Here is a 17,646-nt window from a genome sequence, read left to right on the forward strand (position 1 = left end):
CTTAAACTATCTTAATCTTATTTCTTAAACTTTCTTATTGGCCTGATGTTCTGGCTTGTTTCATCTTTGTATTACAATTATAAAACAAAGATTATGAAAAAATCATCACAGAACTTCAACTGGCGATATGCCGCCAGGGGGTTGAAGCATAAACAATTTTTAGCCGTAATATTAATAATCTTAACTACCGGCTTTCAAACAGTACAAGGACAAGTAACAAAAAAAAGAACAATAGAGAAAATGACACTAGAACAAAACAAACAAGTAATAATTAAGTTTAATAAAGAATTTTTCGAATCTGGAAACACAGAAATCACAAAAGAACTTTTATCAGATTCATTTACCAATCATACGGCCTTACCCAATGCGCCAAAAGATGCAAGTGCGATGATTCGATTTATAACAGTCTTTCATAAAGGTTTTTCTAATATTTCAGTTCGAATTGACGAAGTGCTGGCAGAAGCCGATAAAGTATCCTTGAGAAAAACGATAACTGCAACACACACCGGTGAGTTTATGGGGAAAACCGCCACGGGGAAAAAAGTAGAAATGAATGTGATAGAAATAGATATTCTTAAAGATGGAAAGATAACAGACCACTGGAGCAGAAACGATTTTATACAGATTGTGCAAGGTTTGTGAATTGGAGCTGCTACTTTTGTCACAAAAAGTTAATGCTGTCTCTTTTGCTCTTAGTAAATAACTTAAATTATCAGATTACATTTTGTGGCAAACTCAGATATAAAACTTAATGCATTTTTCCATCAATACCCAACAGGACGTCCAAACCAAATTCTTTAAACCAATCAAAGACAGGCACTAAATGTAGTACACCAATCTCTTCAAATCTTCCATAAAATTTATAGAAATTTGTCCAGTTGCTGTCACTTCTTAAAAAAAAGTCAAAGCTTTCGTTTTAACTTTTTTTTGATCTTCGTGCTATTTAACCAACTTTTACTTCAAAAAAATAAGCGGTTTATATTTCTATCAAGTTAATCTTACTGGATTCACACCGTGTTAATCCTTAACTTCCATCGAATGCTCGAATAATCAATTGACTACATTGGATGTTAGCTCAAACAATCCTTTTTTATCTGTCCTGCTCTTCACCATTGATGCTGACGTCACCATGAAGCTTAATAAGAAGCATATTGCTACAATTACAGAACAGCCATCAACCTTCAAAAACGCCGACCCTGTCCTTTTAGAATTTAGGGTGCAGTCAAAATAAATAGGATACATATAAAAAGTCCCAATCTGGAAATTTCCGAATTGGGACTTTTTTGGTAATAATTCCGTTAAGGCATCTTTAACTAATCAACTTTACAGAACGAAACTAAATCTTCATAAGTTCCTACTCCGCTTTCACCATTTGTAAGCTTTGCTGTTGCTGTTGCTTTGATTGTATAAGCACAAGGCAATAAATCATTGACAGTCTGTGTTGGAGGAGTAAACACCAATTCAGTTGTCCCAAAAGTTTCCGGAGCTGCCATAAGAGCAATAGGATTAAAATCAAAACTTTGACCTGGTTTGTGAGGACCTATAATAGAAAGACCAACGGTACCCAGATTTTCATTTCGAGCGCCATATTTTATATGCAACGCCGTTGTTATTTTACTACATCCGCTCATGCCTGATATTATTTCCTGTATATCAAGAGATAATGCTATACGCTGGCCATTGACAGTGGCTGGAGCCCAACTTCCGTGTTTGTTTACATTGTTATAAATAACATTGTATATACTAATGGCTTTAGAAGTACCTGCTACAAGTTCTGTCGCACTGTTATTGCCTTCTCTTTGTCTCATGCGAATCGCAAAATAACGATTCAGAGTATGAGGACGTGCAGCAGAAACTGTTGAATTCCCAATACCTGACGTTGGCATTGCCATATCAATATTTGTTACACCGGTAAGTGTTTCGGTGTTCAAACATAATATTTGAGCATCTGTATGCGGTGCAAAATTGGATTCCTGAGGTACTTCAATCCAATTACCCTTAAAAGTAACTGTTTTTTCTGTTCCTGTACCATTAATATAGTATGGCTCCTGATCAAACGGATTTGCCGGATCTCCTGAAGGAGTCCACAAGTATCCAATATTTGTTTTAGCAATCATATTAGGTACAACCGGATGCCAACCTACCGGATTAAGCGCTGTTGCAGGAGTGGCTACCTCCTGATATTCAAATAGATACTGCATCGAGTTTCCATTAATTTTTTTGCTGATAGAACCCACCATATTAACGGATGAAAAGAATGAAGATCCACTGGCTTTACCATCTGTGATTCCTGCCTGGATAGGAATATGCTGTATCAGTCCAAAATGGGTAAAAGAAGGCGGAATCGGAGGATCAACAGGTATAAGTTTATCAGAACATAATTTCACGCATAAGCAATATCCCACATTGTTTCTTCTATTAGCCGCGGTTTCCAGGGCAAATCTCTGCCCGTTATATTCGAGTTGAAAATACACATCCGGACCGCTGGCAAAAGGAAATGTAATATCTGTCTCAATATTGAAAGCTGGTGAAAGAAACGTTTTTTTGAATTTGAGAGAATCGTAATAAATGTTAAAATGCCCATTACTATCGGTTAATCCTGTACCAAGCTCATCATCCGTAATAAAATCGGCATCCATGGCAATCACGTTAATTCCAACTAATGGCTTACCGGTTTTGCAGTCTGTTAATTTTCCGCAGATAGTCCACACATCAAAATACCGTCCTTTAATTTCACACCACCATCTGTTCGGAATCGTATAAGAATATTGTCCGATTCTGGTATCTGCTGTAGCCTGCCCTTCAGCATCCCATTTCGGATAAAATGTAGTAACGTGGAATTGTCTTATTGGATTTTTTTTCGGTGGCAGGGGTACTTTAGGCACTGTACCACATTCAAAATCAAATTCTAAGGCTGAATCAGCATAATCTCTTTTTAATTCAATCAGGAATTCACCTGAATCCTCAGTTATTCCCTCACCTACTAATCTGCCTTCTTTCTCCTTAACTTCCTGTGGAGTTAATAATTTAAATGTTTCTTTTTCGGAAGCAGCTAGCGCACCTTCAACATTTGTTCTTCTTTCAGGCAGGTACAAACGTACTTTAACCTGACTGACATTTTCTTCACAGTCTTCACATAAACGTCCTAAAAGTCTTCCTTTAATAAAATTTTTCATAATAATTAACTTGTTGTTTACCTACTCTATTCCCTTTTCGGCATACGGTTTAATATTAAAATTATGAGACAAATTTATCACCTATTCAACTGAAAAACAGCAGGATATACACCCAATTCCAAAGGGTAAATTTCCCCTTTTTAGACATCACAATCATAACAGGGAATTCTATGATTTACAAAATACATGATCTCCCAATTGGGAAAAATGGAAAGAAAAATTAGAACCCGCTCTTTCATAATTTTAGTTTAGGAATATTCAGTAAACGTTCCAAACCTTCCAAAAAAAAGTTTGACATTTGTTTCGTCGAGGTTATTGCTATTTATAATATACTAATGGGAATTACGTAACTACTAACCCTTTAAGTATAACAAATAGCTTTAAGTTGATACTATCTTTACGAAAAATAAAAGCTGCCATGGAAAACTTAAATATTCAAACTCAGAAAATTCAAAAATGTCCGTATCAGGTTATGGCTTACGGTGAAAATAAGTGCGATGTGGCCTACCGTACTCCATATAAAGGAGACTGGGGACATTGGGATGAACCTACTGAAGATTTACTGCCTATTATAAAAACTGAGGATTCTGAAGTGGTTATGAATTAATAATTTAAACTTCGTGAAATTAAGTACTTCCTTTCACTACATATAAAAAATAAAAAAGCCTATTTTATTATAAAATAGGCTTTTTTATTGTCTTGTTTTTGATGACAGCTTTCAAACTTCTGTCGATAGATTGCAAATTCTGAGAACTATACTTTATTAGCACTTCATCCACTTGCTTTTATAATTAATAATAAACATAAAGCATAATTTTTGAATTAGAACTGTCGATAATTTTCTCCAGCCTTTTAAAAAACATTTCGTTTACCATTGGGCAGCCGTGGCTATTCGTGATATAATAATCCTGCTCCTCGTAGGGTACAGCCGAATACTGATGCAGGACTACAGCTCTTTTAAAGGCATTATTATTAGAATCATCCAGTCCGTTAAGCCTGTAGGCTTTTCCGAAAATACCACTATAGGATTTCTCGACCGAGTACCTGCCAAGGGAAGTGCAATTTGAATTGGGAGTATTGCTGAATTTCAATTCTCCTCTTATTCCGGTCTCCGATCCGCTTCCATGGGCTACAAGACCCTGATCCAATATCTTGTTATTTTGAAGATCGTAGACAAAAAAACGGTTCTTGCCCGATTTAATTTTCATGTCTACCAAAAAGGCAATCTTAGTATTATAGCGGCCATTATTGCCTAATACCGATTTGATCTCGCTAACGTGATCAGCAAGCCTTAAAAACTCGAGCTCCGATAATGCTTCTTTTTTATCAGTTGCATTGTAAGTGGTAAAGGAACTCAGAGAAACAAACAATACCATAAAAAATATTTTCATACGCAGTACAAAATTGGGTTAAGTAAATTGAGATTTGGGAAACTGTAAAACTTAAACTTTCATTTTCTGATGTTGCAAAAATAGGCAGATATTTTATATAATTCCCATGTTGACCCTGTTAAATATTTTATAAATAACTGATTTACTGGTAAATATCATTATTAAGCTAAAAAGTTTTTTTAAGGTTTCCTGATTTTCTCAATTATCCTTTCTCTTATTCTTATCAGTTCTACTGCATCGAGGGTTTTGATAAGTTATCTCCTGAAGTCTTATCAGGATGGGTTAAGATAATTATTTGATCTAATCGCCTGTTAGTTTATTCTTTCAGACTTTCAAACATCTTATTTATTCTCCTTTTTCTTTTAGCCCAAACCCGGTGCAATAAGTAAATTTGAACAGGAATAACAAGAGAAATAAAACTTAAGGAGACCAATTTTTCATTGGTTAATGATATAGTGGAGATAAAATAGCCCAAAAGCATTACAATTGCAAATACTCGTGTAGCAATAGAAATAACAGCATAGTTTTTAATTTTGATTAAGTAATTTTTTAATGATTCCAGAATAGTTTCTCCATTTATGGGATTGCCTATGATTTGAAATCCCAATACATTATGTACCAGTATAAAAATAACAGAAACGACAAGCAGGAAGTTCCAAAGAGAGGATTTTAAGTGTCCGTCAAAAATATTATAATATACCGCCAGGAAAATAGCCCAAAGAATCGTTTCTATTAGCAATTGTATTTTTATGCCTTTTAATACCGGATTATTGTTTTCCGAAATTATTTTTTGAATGTCTGTTTTACTCAATGCTGCTTTTCCTGCATTTTGATACTCTGATTTTAAGTTTTCTAATTCCATAATTATGTATTTAAAATTACTTTTAATTTTTTCTTAATTCTATTCAAGCGAACTCCTATGTGGTTTTCTGAAATCCCAATGATTTCTGCAATTTCTACATAGCTGAAATCGTCCAGATAAAGCCCGATAAGTGCTCTTTCATCATCACTCAGTTGGCGAATCGCCGAAAACAGGAGTTCCTCTCGCCAGTGTTCTGCGGTTTCCGGGACGGTACTTTTATCCGGAACAGTATCAGAATACAATAATTTGACTTTGTTTTTTCTAAATGATGCCATGGCAGTGTTTAATCCTATACGATACATCCATGTTGATATTTTAGACTTTCCCTGAAATTTGGGATAAGATTTCCAAAGTTGATAGATTATCTCCTGAAAAAGATCTTCCTGATCTTCGGGTGTGTCCCTATACATTCGGCAAATCTTATGAATCAATGCCTGATGTGGAAATATTACATCTGTAAATTGATCTTTCATAATTGATTGTTTACTTTTTTCATAATTTCTATTTTATGCATTGGTTGATAAAAACTTGAAAAACTTACAGTTGCCGTATTTTTTTTCTAAATTACTATTTTAAAACAAACAATAATATCCTTTATTGAGGTTAGAGGTCACAAAATTAAATGCCCTTTCATAACGAAGGATATTTTATCCCGTTACAGCATCAATCTGATCCGTTTTCCTGATTTTCTCAACTCCCCTTTCTCTGATCAGTTCTACTGCATCGAGCATTTTGATTAAATAAATATAGCATATCACATGGTCAGCGTCAGGCTCTCCCGCTTGCGGAGACAAGGATAGACAGACGATTTCAGATAGAAATAATTCAAATTGTTCAGGCGTTTTTTCATCAAATGCTTTTTGAAATACCGTAAAAGGATTATCGTATTCTTCCTCCGTCAGGGAAGTAAAATGAAATACTGTTTCAGAGCGCAAAGACTCCTTCATTTTCCATTTTTTGCTTTTCTTTTGCAGGCAATAACAGGCTTTGAGCAAAGAGCAGACAGCAGTATAAAATACAAAAACATTGCTGGGGTTGTCTTGTTCATAAACTCTTGTTTTATAGCTGTAAATTACCGCTTCACTTAAATGCTGTTTATAAAAATCAAGATGGGCATAGTCAAAAAAGGTAGCAATTGCCTTAAATGGATTTTCTGCCTTGAAGGATATTTTATTCTTTTTCATAGTGCGGAGATTTAAAATTGTCCAGCGAATTTCCATTCTTTCAAAAGGATAATCTATTCCTAAATGCGGATATAATATTCTGACAAAAAGAATGCTTTACGGGATATTTTTTTATCTTTGAAATTCAGGATTTTTAACCCGAATGGCTTTATCTTTGAGCCTTTAGAAAAATTGATATTCATTATGGAACAGAAAATACATCAGGGAAGAAACGTAAAACGTTTCAGAGAAATGCTTAACATAAAGCAGGAAGCATTAGCTTATGATCTGGGCGAAGACTGGAACCAAAAGAAAATTTCTATGCTGGAGCAGAAAGATGTAATTGAAGACAACCTGCTGAAACAAATTTCAGCTGTGTTAAAAATTCCTGTTGAAGCTTTTCAGAATTTTGATGAGGAACAAGCGGTGAATATTATTTCGAATACTTTTGATAATGGATCTTTCTTAAATACAGGTCATAGTGCAACATTTAATGTTAATCCGATCGAAAAATTGATTCAACTTCATGAAGAAAAAATCGCTTTGTACGAGCGTATGTTGAAAGAGAAAGATGAGATGATGGTGAGGCTTGAAAAATTGATTAATAAATAATCATTTATAAAGATATATTAATTCTATAAAGAGACTTTTGAAGTCTCTTTTTTTGTTTTGGAATTATTATGAGTTCGAAGTCAGAAGACATTTGCAACTTTATATAACTCCTCGGAGAGCACGACACACTAACTCAAAACGACTGTTGAGAGTTGTTTCTAAACGTTAGAATACATTCTATTAAATCTATTTCTACTTTCATCATTTTCGTTGAGTTCTAATAGGAAATTTTCGAAATCCACTTTAATATCTTCTAGCAATTTTTTTGGATTAATTTTAATATCCATTGTACCTTGAAATCTTATACTTTCTTGATAATTGTAATTTATAATAATTTTTCCCTTAACCATTCCACTATGAAATAGCCCACATCTAGCTTCAGAATATAGACTTTTCAAATTAATATCTGAAAATTGATCCGGATAAATTCTGTGAAGTGCCGATGTAAAAAATACTTTGCTTTGACCATCACTACTTTCGCCCTTTCTATACTGTTCAACACCTTCTAAGTATGACATACAGATCATAAGAACTATAAATCCATTATTTTCCTGAGATATTAAATTTTCAGCACGATTTAAGAACCAATCTTTTACTTGACGTTCATAGATTAATATTTTATCAAATACATCATTTGCATCTAAATCAGTTTTTAATCTTTCATCTTTAACAATAGGGTGGTATTCTTCATCTAACCATCCTACAATGTCTGGTGCAATTTTAATTGGATCTAAATATCTTAATTTTTTTGACATATGTTCTTCTGATGTAATAGTTTATAAATTAGTAAATCAAGCTCTGCTGTTAGTAGCTTTATTTATCCAATCAATATTTCAACTTTATTTTCAATATTTATATTATATTCTTGAAGCCTTTCAAAAAGTTGATTTATATACAATATACTGTTTAATTTCTCTTTGATTATATTGTCTCTGTCGAAAATGATTTCTGGATTTATCCTATGAATTTCATAAACTTCTGATAACGCAGAATTATATTTTTTCTGAACTTCTAATATTTCATCCTTATGGAAAACAATATATCCAAAATATGCAGATGTTAAATTCATTAAATCTTCGCCTAAAATCATATAAATTGGTACGACAAATATATCATTCAAGCTTTCATTTTCAAATCCTATTCTTTCTAAATGAATTTTCGAAATTGAAATTTCTCTAAAACTTCCATTTATAACTTCTATTTCTAGATTATTTTTTAGAATTTGAATTGTACTTGAATTATCTTGAATATCAATAAGTTTAATGGGAGCCCAATTATAATCTTTCTTCTTAATCTCATAATAGTTATTAATTATTTTCATTATTTCTCTGGTATATATTACAAATTATGTTTTGATTTTAAAAGTGAGTAATCTTTTTTGTTAAATTTGGTTTCAAAACTTTCAAGAATTTTCTTTTCAGTTTCTGGTGACCAATATATTTTTAATTTTTTCCTTGCTCTTGTTATTGCTGTATAAAATATATTATGAGAAATTAGCTCCTCAATTTCGTCGGTAATTACGATTTTTACTGAATTATATTCTAAACCTTGAGCCTTATGGATTGAAACTGCATAAGCAACTTGAAACGGAACTACATTACTAGAGTCATCATCATCATTGTCAGTACTTTTATAACTATCAACTATAAAACGAATTATTGAATTTCCATTTTCGGCATTATCTAAAAGTTCAAAATCGTAATATTCAGCATCAAATTCATTAATCACAAGATCAATTTCAACATCAAATTGTATTTCATTTTCAAGTGGTTCAATACAAACTATCTTACCTTTAAGATTATTATATATTAAAGGAGAAAATCTTCCTGAGTCATTAAAAATTACAGGATCATTAACTTTATAAGTATGAGTACCCCAATTGAAAGCTTTATTACTATTATCATTTTGTAGAAATGAATTAATGTTGTTTATACCATAAAGTCCATCGTAATTTAAACATAGAATTATTTCATCTTCCTGCGTATTTTCAAATATTGAATTATCTAAAGTCGCAGAATAATTATTTTTCGTTAATGTTTCAAGAATATTTTCATCAATGTTCCTTACTCTTTCCCACAGTCTAAGTAAATCCTCGTTATTGGTTCTATATGGTTTTTGCAATTCAAATATTGAAGACTGTGGAACAAAGCATTTTATTAAACTAAACCAGTTACCAAATAAAATTGATTCAATTTGAAAAACATCACCTACTAAAATAAGTAATCTGAAACTAGCTCTATTGAGGACCTTTAACATGTCTGAATTACTTACTGTACTACACTCGTCAATTATTAGTAAGTCGTAATCTGTTTGCCGACTCCAATTAAACTTAGCTATAGTTTGAAATGCACAATTTGCGACATTTATCTTTCGTTTTAAGTTATCAACAGCAGGATTAGTATTTGCTAAATAAAGTTTTCTGTCTGAATCAAAATAATTTGAAATATGGTTGATCATTGTTGATTTTCCTGTACCCGCAGAACCATAAATTAAAGCAATCTTTGAATTTTCAAACATTGCTTTAATGGCTATTTCTTTTTCTTCGCAATCAATTGTGTACGAAGAAGATTGAAGCCATGAATTAATAGAATGTGTATAATTTTTAATTCCACTTTTAGAAAATTCTATTAATTTTTTCAAAATTTCAATAGTAGTAGCCTCATAATCAGCTATATATAAATTATTTTTATATACTTCAATTTTTCGATGCTTATGTTTCCAATATAAATTATCATTCCAGTTTTTAATTAGTTCTTCTATATTTTCAAAGTTTTCTATTTCATTAATTGACAAGTATAATTGACCTTTGTTTTCAGTGTTGTTTTTAATATGCCTTGCTAAAAGCTCATGCTGTCTATTTTGTGATTCTATTGATGCAAATAAATCATTTAATTTTGGATTATGATTAATTAAAGCAGAATTATAAGGCATTTGATCAAATGGAATACAACCATACTTTAAATTTAGATTAGATAATTGTGCACAAGGAGAATTTTCAAATTGCTTTTTAATAATTTTATTATTGAGTCTGAGTAATAAATATCTTACTATGTTATTTCCATTATCCTTATTTATACTACCTGTACGGCAAGCATCTAATAATTTAAATATCTGCGAAGATTGGGCTTTTTTTGTTATTTCATTTTTTATATTATTATAATACCAATCATTTAAGTCTATAATTTCAATTAAATCATGACCCGTTGATGTCAGATGTTTCATTAATTCGTATGAATCTCTTCCACTATTGTTGACAGTTACTCCTACTATCTTTGCAAAATTATTTATTTCACATGGTCTTATTGATACCTCCCAATCATCAATAATTTGAATTGGCATTTTTTTACCTAAAATCTCAATATGACCTTTACTTATTGATAATTTGACAGCATAATTATCTGAAATATTCATTTTTGTAAATGCTATAATTCTATCAAACTTACTGGTATAATCGTTAGCTCTTCCAAAAGTTAATTCATAATAAATTTCTTCATTTACAAAAAATGGCTTAATCTTTTGAATATAAAATCTGTCTTTATAGGGAGACTCTACTCTGCTTTTAGCAGATTGATTAATCATTACAGAAATTTTTTCATAGTATTCCTTTAAATTGGAATCTGTTTGAATTGGAAAATCACAAATGTTATGAAGAGTATCTGTATTGTAAGTTTGCTTTAAAAATATTCTAATTTGTAAAAGATATTCATAATATTTGAGCATTAACCTTTCTGAATTTTCTTCATTTAAAGTATAATGCGAAGAAGATATTTGCAATAATTTATGAAGACGTGATAAAAACTTTAAGTCTCCTCTTGCTTTAATATATTCAATAGAAGCTTGTATATTCTCATAAGTATTAACTAATTCTGCATTTTTTGCATCTTCTAATACTTTTAAAGCTATATGTTCTACAAAATTTCGTAGTTGGGATAAAATATTTTGAGATAATAATCCTCGTTCAGCAGAATTAAATTTTTCTATGTTACTACATATTGTCTTATCTATATTTTGTATATGTATTAATAGCTTATTCATTTACGTTTTTTGATCTGTTTGGATTTTTTTTTCAGTTAAGTTCAATTTGTTATAAGACAAACTTAAAAAACTCTTCTTTTCTTTTTTACGGTTTTCCATAAGGGATATTATTAAGCTTGCAAAATAATTCTTTAATAAATAAGTCGATAGAGTATAAATACCCCTTTTTAATTTTTAAAGAATATAACAAACTCCGATCGTGCGGATTAGTAATCCATGCCCGCAAAGTATATCTTAACAGATTTAAAAAAAGAAAATCCAGTTTTAATTAATATTAGGAACGGTCACGAAAAGAATTTCCGCGCTATCGTTTCGCATATCCTAGCGATCGGGTTGTATTTGAAACAAAAATTCATTTTTATCAATAAAGATGCCTTCCTTTTCCAAATACTGGAAAAGGTAATTGTAATTCTCGGTCATTGTTTAGGATTATTTTAAATTTTTTTTGAGGAATTTTTCTAAATCTTCGGGACTAATATTGCTTGCAACTATTTTACCTTCGGGGTTAATTAAAAAATTTGATGGGGTAAAAGAAATGTATTTTTTTACAGCTTCGCTATTGTCAATACCTCTTTTTTCAATCAAATTTTTCCATTTTAGATCATGCATTTTCAAGAAATTTTGCCATTTTTGCAAATCTTTATCAACGGAAACTGCTAAAATCTCAAAATTCCTGTCTTTATACAAATCATGAATCTTTTGTAATTTAGGAAATGTAGCGATACAGATACTACAATAGGTTGCCCAAAAATCTATAAGATACCATTTCCCTTTTAAAGATACTGTTTTAAATACGGTATTGTTTTCATCCGGCAATTCAAAATCATAAACCATATCGTTTACATTTATGTCGTTTTTAGGATAAAGTTTTTTTTCTATAATATAAATATTGCCTCTTCGTTGATTTTTTTTATCTAATTTACTATATATTTTTCTTAACTGATTTCTATCCAAGGTGCTATCCCAACACATTTCCTCAATTAAATTACCCACATAATAATTTTTTGGGTTTTTAACTGCTATTGTGTTTAGCTTTCTGTATAACTTTTGATGTCGATCTTTAGCATATAAATTACTAGCAGCAAATCTTTCATAGTCGTCCTGTATTAGAGCTGTTTTTGTACCCACAATTGAAGTTGTATGAAAAAAAACTGTCGTATCCTTGTTTTGGATTTCTTCATAAAAAGCTAAGTTGATTTTAACGTTTTTATTTTCGAGAAAAAATTCTTTTTTCATTATACAAGTTTTTCCTTTCAACCAGAAAAATACATTTGTCATGTTACCTGGTATATGCCCTTTGAAAGAAAATTTATTATTTTCTAGTAAACAACTATCTTTTTTATCTGCATAAGAAACGTATAAATACCCTTTGTAATTATTTTTTAAAACGCCCTTTAATGTAAAATAATCTGGAGTATTCTTTTGTGCTTGAATTAGATTAATAAAAAAAAATAGGATAATAATATAGGTTTGCTTTTTCATGGGTAATCTTCTTGTAATTAAAATAATTATTGAGATTTGTATAAAAACGTTTATAAAACCCGATCGCGCGGATTTGCAATCCGTGCCGACAAAGTATATCCTAACAGATTTAAAAAAAATCCAGTTTTTATTAATATAGGAACGGGCACGGAAAGAATTTCCGCGCTATCGTTGCGCATATCCGAGCAATCAGGATAAAGATGCGAGATTTTTCGATTAAACACAAATTTTCCAAATACAAAACTAACTTTCCATTAAACCTAAAACCCCAATCTCGCCAAACGGCTGTTAGCGGATGGCTGTTTAATGTTTTATTAAAACTCCTTCACTTTCTGTTTTCTGTAATTGATTTGAATATGTTTTTCTGTACAGCAAAGTTTTTCCATTTGAAGTAATCTCAAAGACTGTTTGCCCTAAACGTTGATAACCATCGTAAACTCCCTTCACAATCGAATCATCGGAAGCATTTGTTTCTGTAATAAATCCATCAGTTTTTTTCAAGATCATTTCGTTACAAACTAATTGGCTTTTTTCAGAGCTAAAAATTAAAGTCCTAAATCTTCCTTTGGAAATTTTTCCATTTTTCCATTTATGAGTAAACTGTTTTTTACTCAGATTAAAAGTATAATTAGTACTGTCCGGCAAAGTAGCCTGATATTCTCCAGTTAGAATTGGGTTTGATTTACAACTTATCACAAGAATACTAATAAGTAAAATGATTATGTTTTTCATAGTGGTTCTTTAGATATTCTGATACGGCTTTCTGCTAACGTTCTGGCGCTACAGCGAGTTTGGGACTAAAATTAAGCACATTCTTCGGATTTGCCAAATCATCCCAAATACAAAACCATTTTTCCATTAAGACTATTGCCCAAATTCGTTGTAGTAGCTGTTATGTGGCGTTTTTTTATTCAATATCTTTAATTTGCCCACTTTTATATAGTTCGCCAATCATCGTGCGTAACTCTTGCCAGTTTATATTTTTTATTTCATTTTTATATCTCTCAGTTGATTGCATAAAAGACAAAAGAAACCAAGCATCAATATGACCAAATTCTGGCGGATTACTTAAAACAACTTCAACTTGTTGTTTGTGTTTTTTGTTATAAAAACCACACTCGCCACCGTGAAAATAATAATTCCAACGTTCAGACAGTTTTCCTTTTCTTGGAATATTTTCATTACTTCTTGATATTAATTTTTCATAGTCTTCCAAATTATTTATATCAAGCTCGAATTTTTTTCCAAGTTCAAACATCAATCTTTTTCCTTGAATTCGATAATCAAAAATGGCTTGCTTTATGATGTTAGAATCAACTTTATTTGTTTTGAAAAAGTTTTTTAACCAATTTTTTATCATTTTAGTAAAGTTGTTGGATTCTCTTTGTTCGTGTAAAATGCCACATAACGTTCTGGTACTACAGCGGGTTTGGGACTAAATTAAGCCCTATTTTCGGATTTGGCAAATATTCCAAATACAAGACCAATTTTCCATTAAGCCAATTGCCCAAATCCGTTATAGTAGCTGTTGTATGCTGTTTTTATTATTAAGCTTCTGTATTAAATTGCACATCATAATACTTATTTGTGCTAAAGTTTAATTTAAAAGAAAATAAACAAGATCCGCCCCCATGCCCTTGTTTTAGAGTATACCTAAAATCGAAATCTTTAGCAATAAAGTCACAAACTAATGCTACAAATATTTCTTTTTGTCCCTTGGAATTTGTCACTACTAAATAACGCCTTATATAGTCTTTCTTTTTTAAAATAAAATCTTCTTGTTTATAATTTTCTTTTGGGTGATTTTTTGATACTTCTTTAAAACTTTGAATTTGTAAAGGATTTTGTTTCTCTATTATTTTATTTATTACGTCTTCTATTTTATTTAATTCTTCATCATTTAAAGTTGCAGGTTTAGCATCTTCAAATATTAGCTTACAATTGTTATTAGTAGGTTCATATTTTATTATTGAAATTCTTGAAGTATCTATTTTTAATAAATTAGGATTTAACTCAGTAATTTTTTCCTTTTTTACGCAAGAATTTAGAGAGAGAACGATACAAATTATTTTGATTGTTGACTTCATGTCTTTAAGATAGATTAGTTTCAAAATAGCATACAACGTTCTGGCGCTTGGCGAGGTTGCGAACTTCGTAACCAAGTTCTTTCGGTTAAGATAAAATTTCTTGCGAAACGTAAACGTGAATTTACCACAAAATTCGCAATCTTGCCAAACGCCTGTTGCATGCAGTTATTTATTTTATAGCTTAAATAAATATTTTACTTTAGTTCTAACATGATATCCTTCATGTTGTCCTTCCAGCCATTTTGGAGACCTTTCTAAAACCCTTTTAAGTTCATTTCCTGAATCAAATTTATCATCCTTAATAATCTCAACATTACTTATACTACCATCCATTTCGACTATAAAATTTGCAATAATTTCAGATCCTTTTTTATATTTTGGATTTTTGAAATTAGCATTTACATATTCATCAAACTTTTTTTGACCTTGTGGAAACTCTGGTCTAACTTGAATATTTTCTATTGTATATATTTCTTTCTGAATAGGGCTTAAATCTTGGGCATTCTGTGCAAATACTCCATTCGCCAATAAAACGAGTATCAATGTTACATTTTTTTTCATTAGTTTTTTTTTATTCTGTATTGTATAATTGTCTATAACGTTTTTGTACTACAGCGGGTTTGGGACTAAATTAAGCCCATTCTTCGGATTTGCCAAATCATCCCAAATACAAAACCAACTTTCCATTAAGCCAAATGCCCAAATCCGTTGTAGTGGCTGTTATAGGTAGCCGTTTTGGCCGTATATATACTCAATTTATCATTTTTACTTGTTTTGCTAATTCTTCGCTGTCAGTCACGGTTAAGTTGTCAAGCATTCCATAAACTTCTTCGCCGTTTTTGTCTAAAAAACCAGCTACACTTACAAACAAATTCTTGTCATTTGAAAAAGTAATTTTTATGTCTTGCGGATATATAAAATTCTTAATCTTCTGTGTCTTTTGTTCTGTTGTTGTAACTGTTTCCCAAGTAATATTTATGTCTGTAATTTTTGTTCCAATAAATTTCTCCCAAAGGTCGTTCGACGAAACATTCCATTTTATATTTCCAGAAAAATCAGATTGCTCGTTTATTTTAATGCCAATACCAAATTGAAAAAATTTGTTATCCCAATAAATCTCAACCAATTTTTCACTGTCGGTATGAAGGAAAATTGAGAAGTCAATTGAGTCAAGATTTTTGTATTTTGTCGAATAGTTAGGTCTAGGATTTATCGGCTCGTAATTAATTTCAGAATATTCGACTTTAATAATTGTCAGCCCAATTAGTTGTCGGCTGAATTTTTCAAAGTCCAAATGTTCTTGTGTTAATGTCATTGTTTTCGTTTCTAACGGTTACTTATAACGTTCTCGCGCTACAAGCAGTTTGATTAAATTAAGCCTTATCTTCGGATTCGCCAAATCGTGCAAATACAAACCATTTTTTTCATTAAGCCTAATACCCAAATTGCTTGTAGCGTGTGTTATGCGTCGTTTTTTTATTTATTCAGTTTTTTCAAGCTTTCATTTATCCATTCATTATACCATTCTGCAAAATTATATCTCGATTTAGTTTCAGTTATCAGTGGATATATACCTTCATCATTTGCTCTTGCATCAATCCATACATTTCCTTTTTCTAATCCTGAAACTACCAAAAAATAATAGATTGCGCATCCATAATGACAAATTCTAATACTGCCATAAATATGTTTTTCATTAAAACGCTCTAATTCCCAATTTTTAAATTCTTCACTTTCAGTATAATCTTCATCATCTTCATTTCCGCCATATATTAAATTCCACTTATCCGTATATGGAAAATTTTCATTTAGAAAATTCTTGTTTTCAATATCAAGTTCAAAATTCCAATCTTCTAACTTAAAAACTCCGTACGCAGGACCAACTCCGCCATTTCCAATATTTTTTATAAAATTTCTGTATTCGAATGGTAGTTCAATTTGATTTGTTTTTTCAAAGTCTAAGATTTTACCCTCTGATAAACAATTATTTAGTTCGTACTTATGTTCTTTGGAACCAAATATTTGAAATGGATTTTTCTTGAAGAACCCATTTCCGTCAATTTTTTTAAGCTTAGAAATTAATTCTTTTTCAATTACCATTTAAGTTTCTGTTTTTTATTTTTGTTTCGTCAGCTAAAATGACGCATAACGTTCTGGTACTACAGCGGGTTTGGGACTAAATTAAGACCATTCTTCGGATTTGCCAAATTCTCACAAATACAAAACCAACTTTCCATTAAGCCAATTGCCCAAATCCGTTGCAGTAGCTGTTATAGGCAGTTCTTATTGTTTTTCTCTGTATGTTATCTTCCAATCCAAACTGTCTAGTTCTTTTTTAGAAAACTTGATTAATTTTAGTTTTCCTGTTTTCAACATAGAGTCTGTATTTTTAAATATAAATTGCCGTTCTTCCGAATCAAAAAACGCAATATAAATTGATTTATCTGGATAACTATTTATATCTGTTTTTAGCCCGTCTGAACTTCCTCTAGCAAAAGGTGAATGATAACTATGAGGTTCAATTTCACCGCCCGATGATATTTCATAAAATTTATTTTCATTGTTTTGAGCAAAAGTAGAATAACCAATTTTTTTATCCGTTTCATTTTGGATTGTCATATTTACTTTATGGTAATGACATCCAACTGTGATAAACAATAATAAAAAGAGAAAAAAATTATAACTTGATTTCATATTCTAAATTAAATTATTTGAATTTTTCATTGAATTGCCTATAACTTATTTATATGTGTGACAAAACCACACAAATCCATCCTAGTTTTGGTAGATATGTGTGATAAATTTCATTCCCCGCTCCACGAAGTGTTCTCTATTCAC

The 17,646-nt window shown here is 30.9% G+C and carries 19 protein-coding genes; 3 read left to right on the top strand and 16 right to left on the bottom strand.

Annotation, left to right across the window (positions count from 1 at the left end):
- The first annotated feature begins 93 nt into the window (after positions 1–93).
- A complete protein-coding gene (locus AC6CH4_RS20110) occupies positions 94–642 on the top strand; it encodes an ester cyclase (protein ID WP_498106120.1) in 549 nt (182 codons plus the stop codon).
- 671 nt (positions 643–1,313) lie between these two features.
- Here the strand turns inward: AC6CH4_RS20110 and AC6CH4_RS20115 are convergent.
- Positions 1,314–3,176 (bottom strand): transthyretin-like family protein, encoded by a 1,863-nt coding sequence (locus AC6CH4_RS20115; RefSeq protein ID WP_498106122.1) that lies wholly within the window; start codon positions 3,174–3,176, stop codon positions 1,314–1,316.
- A 418-nt stretch (positions 3,177–3,594) separates the two neighbouring features.
- Between AC6CH4_RS20115 and AC6CH4_RS20120 the strand changes: the two genes are divergently transcribed.
- Positions 3,595–3,783 carry a hypothetical protein gene (locus AC6CH4_RS20120; RefSeq protein WP_498106124.1) on the top strand — a complete coding sequence of 63 codons (189 nt, stop codon included), beginning with the start codon at positions 3,595–3,597 and terminating at the stop codon, positions 3,781–3,783.
- 184 nt (positions 3,784–3,967) lie between these two features.
- Here the strand turns inward: AC6CH4_RS20120 and AC6CH4_RS20125 are convergent, their stop codons facing one another.
- The 4 genes from AC6CH4_RS20125 to AC6CH4_RS20140 form a co-directional block, all read right to left on the bottom strand.
- Entirely contained in the window at positions 3,968–4,567 is a 600-nt protein-coding gene (locus tag AC6CH4_RS20125; RefSeq protein ID WP_498106126.1) for a murein L,D-transpeptidase catalytic domain-containing protein, read from the bottom strand.
- A gap of 316 nt (positions 4,568–4,883) precedes the next feature.
- Complete coding sequence (locus AC6CH4_RS20130; RefSeq protein WP_498106127.1) at positions 4,884–5,429, bottom strand: hypothetical protein; 546 nt, start codon at positions 5,427–5,429, stop codon at positions 4,884–4,886.
- Between the two features lie 2 nt (positions 5,430–5,431).
- Positions 5,432–5,902 carry an RNA polymerase sigma factor gene (locus tag AC6CH4_RS20135; RefSeq protein ID WP_498106128.1) on the bottom strand — a complete coding sequence of 157 codons (471 nt, stop codon included), beginning with the start codon at positions 5,900–5,902 and terminating at the stop codon, positions 5,432–5,434.
- A 174-nt stretch (positions 5,903–6,076) separates the two neighbouring features.
- Positions 6,077–6,613, bottom strand: coding sequence for a hypothetical protein (locus tag AC6CH4_RS20140; RefSeq protein ID WP_498106129.1), 537 nt, complete (start codon positions 6,611–6,613; stop codon positions 6,077–6,079).
- Positions 6,614–6,796: 183 nt separating this feature from the next.
- On the opposite strand from AC6CH4_RS20140, the gene AC6CH4_RS20145 reads away from it, so the two are divergent.
- Complete coding sequence (locus AC6CH4_RS20145; protein ID WP_498106130.1) at positions 6,797–7,204, top strand: helix-turn-helix domain-containing protein; 408 nt, start codon at positions 6,797–6,799, stop codon at positions 7,202–7,204.
- A gap of 158 nt (positions 7,205–7,362) precedes the next feature.
- Here AC6CH4_RS20145 and AC6CH4_RS20150 read toward each other — a convergent pair whose 3' ends face one another.
- The 11 genes from AC6CH4_RS20150 to AC6CH4_RS20200 form a co-directional block, all read right to left on the bottom strand.
- Entirely contained in the window at positions 7,363–7,959 is a 597-nt protein-coding gene (locus AC6CH4_RS20150; protein WP_498106132.1) for a hypothetical protein, read from the bottom strand.
- A gap of 62 nt (positions 7,960–8,021) precedes the next feature.
- Positions 8,022–8,525, bottom strand: coding sequence for a hypothetical protein (locus AC6CH4_RS20155; protein WP_498106133.1), 504 nt, complete (start codon positions 8,523–8,525; stop codon positions 8,022–8,024).
- 17 nt (positions 8,526–8,542) lie between these two features.
- Positions 8,543–11,239 carry an ATP-dependent DNA helicase gene (locus AC6CH4_RS20160; RefSeq protein ID WP_498106134.1) on the bottom strand — a complete coding sequence of 899 codons (2,697 nt, stop codon included), beginning with the start codon at positions 11,237–11,239 and terminating at the stop codon, positions 8,543–8,545.
- Between the two features lie 429 nt (positions 11,240–11,668).
- Positions 11,669–12,721 (bottom strand): redoxin domain-containing protein, encoded by a 1,053-nt coding sequence (locus tag AC6CH4_RS20165; RefSeq protein ID WP_498106135.1) that lies wholly within the window; start codon positions 12,719–12,721, stop codon positions 11,669–11,671.
- Between the two features lie 303 nt (positions 12,722–13,024).
- Positions 13,025–13,453: a hypothetical protein gene (locus tag AC6CH4_RS20170; protein WP_498106136.1), complete on the bottom strand. Its 429-nt coding sequence runs from the start codon at positions 13,451–13,453 to the stop codon at positions 13,025–13,027.
- A gap of 175 nt (positions 13,454–13,628) precedes the next feature.
- Positions 13,629–14,081 carry a DUF6896 domain-containing protein gene (locus AC6CH4_RS20175; RefSeq protein ID WP_498106138.1) on the bottom strand — a complete coding sequence of 151 codons (453 nt, stop codon included), beginning with the start codon at positions 14,079–14,081 and terminating at the stop codon, positions 13,629–13,631.
- A 187-nt stretch (positions 14,082–14,268) separates the two neighbouring features.
- On the bottom strand, positions 14,269–14,808 hold the full coding sequence (locus AC6CH4_RS20180) for a hypothetical protein (protein WP_498106139.1): 540 nt from the start codon (positions 14,806–14,808) through the stop codon (positions 14,269–14,271).
- 174 nt (positions 14,809–14,982) lie between these two features.
- A complete protein-coding gene (locus AC6CH4_RS20185; RefSeq protein WP_498106140.1) occupies positions 14,983–15,369 on the bottom strand; it encodes a hypothetical protein in 387 nt (128 codons plus the stop codon).
- Positions 15,370–15,559: 190 nt separating this feature from the next.
- Positions 15,560–16,123, bottom strand: a complete 564-nt coding sequence (locus AC6CH4_RS20190) for a hypothetical protein (protein ID WP_498106141.1) — start codon at positions 16,121–16,123, stop codon at positions 15,560–15,562.
- Between the two features lie 161 nt (positions 16,124–16,284).
- Positions 16,285–16,908, bottom strand: coding sequence for a hypothetical protein (locus tag AC6CH4_RS20195; protein ID WP_498106142.1), 624 nt, complete (start codon positions 16,906–16,908; stop codon positions 16,285–16,287).
- 183 nt (positions 16,909–17,091) lie between these two features.
- The gene (locus AC6CH4_RS20200; protein ID WP_498106143.1) at positions 17,092–17,502 is read right to left on the bottom strand and encodes a hypothetical protein; all 411 of its coding nucleotides are present in this window, start codon (positions 17,500–17,502) and stop codon (positions 17,092–17,094) included.
- Between the last annotated feature and the right edge of the window lie 144 nt (positions 17,503–17,646).

The sequence above is a fragment of the Flavobacterium sp. GQ95 genome, from assembly GCF_059758655.1.

What these genes read in the sequence shown, in the direction of transcription:
- AC6CH4_RS20110 (WP_498106120.1), top strand. Translation starts at nt 94, where the DNA reads ATGAAAAAATCATCACAGAACTTCAACTGGCGATATGCCGCCAGGGGG.
- AC6CH4_RS20115 (WP_498106122.1), bottom strand. Translation starts at nt 3,176, where the DNA reads ATGAAAAATTTTATTAAAGGAAGACTTTTAGGACGTTTATGTGAAGAC.
- AC6CH4_RS20120 (WP_498106124.1), top strand. Translation starts at nt 3,595, where the DNA reads ATGGAAAACTTAAATATTCAAACTCAGAAAATTCAAAAATGTCCGTAT.
- AC6CH4_RS20125 (WP_498106126.1), bottom strand. Translation starts at nt 4,567, where the DNA reads ATGAAAATATTTTTTATGGTATTGTTTGTTTCTCTGAGTTCCTTTACC.
- AC6CH4_RS20130 (WP_498106127.1), bottom strand. Translation starts at nt 5,429, where the DNA reads ATGGAATTAGAAAACTTAAAATCAGAGTATCAAAATGCAGGAAAAGCA.
- AC6CH4_RS20135 (WP_498106128.1), bottom strand. Translation starts at nt 5,902, where the DNA reads ATGAAAGATCAATTTACAGATGTAATATTTCCACATCAGGCATTGATT.
- AC6CH4_RS20140 (WP_498106129.1), bottom strand. Translation starts at nt 6,613, where the DNA reads ATGAAAAAGAATAAAATATCCTTCAAGGCAGAAAATCCATTTAAGGCA.
- AC6CH4_RS20145 (WP_498106130.1), top strand. Translation starts at nt 6,797, where the DNA reads ATGGAACAGAAAATACATCAGGGAAGAAACGTAAAACGTTTCAGAGAA.
- AC6CH4_RS20150 (WP_498106132.1), bottom strand. Translation starts at nt 7,959, where the DNA reads ATGTCAAAAAAATTAAGATATTTAGATCCAATTAAAATTGCACCAGAC.
- AC6CH4_RS20155 (WP_498106133.1), bottom strand. Translation starts at nt 8,525, where the DNA reads ATGAAAATAATTAATAACTATTATGAGATTAAGAAGAAAGATTATAAT.
- AC6CH4_RS20160 (WP_498106134.1), bottom strand. Translation starts at nt 11,239, where the DNA reads ATGAATAAGCTATTAATACATATACAAAATATAGATAAGACAATATGT.
- AC6CH4_RS20165 (WP_498106135.1), bottom strand. Translation starts at nt 12,721, where the DNA reads ATGAAAAAGCAAACCTATATTATTATCCTATTTTTTTTTATTAATCTA.
- AC6CH4_RS20170 (WP_498106136.1), bottom strand. Translation starts at nt 13,453, where the DNA reads ATGAAAAACATAATCATTTTACTTATTAGTATTCTTGTGATAAGTTGT.
- AC6CH4_RS20175 (WP_498106138.1), bottom strand. Translation starts at nt 14,081, where the DNA reads ATGATAAAAAATTGGTTAAAAAACTTTTTCAAAACAAATAAAGTTGAT.
- AC6CH4_RS20180 (WP_498106139.1), bottom strand. Translation starts at nt 14,808, where the DNA reads ATGAAGTCAACAATCAAAATAATTTGTATCGTTCTCTCTCTAAATTCT.
- AC6CH4_RS20185 (WP_498106140.1), bottom strand. Translation starts at nt 15,369, where the DNA reads ATGAAAAAAAATGTAACATTGATACTCGTTTTATTGGCGAATGGAGTA.
- AC6CH4_RS20190 (WP_498106141.1), bottom strand. Translation starts at nt 16,123, where the DNA reads ATGACATTAACACAAGAACATTTGGACTTTGAAAAATTCAGCCGACAA.
- AC6CH4_RS20195 (WP_498106142.1), bottom strand. Translation starts at nt 16,908, where the DNA reads ATGGTAATTGAAAAAGAATTAATTTCTAAGCTTAAAAAAATTGACGGA.
- AC6CH4_RS20200 (WP_498106143.1), bottom strand. Translation starts at nt 17,502, where the DNA reads ATGAAATCAAGTTATAATTTTTTTCTCTTTTTATTATTGTTTATCACA.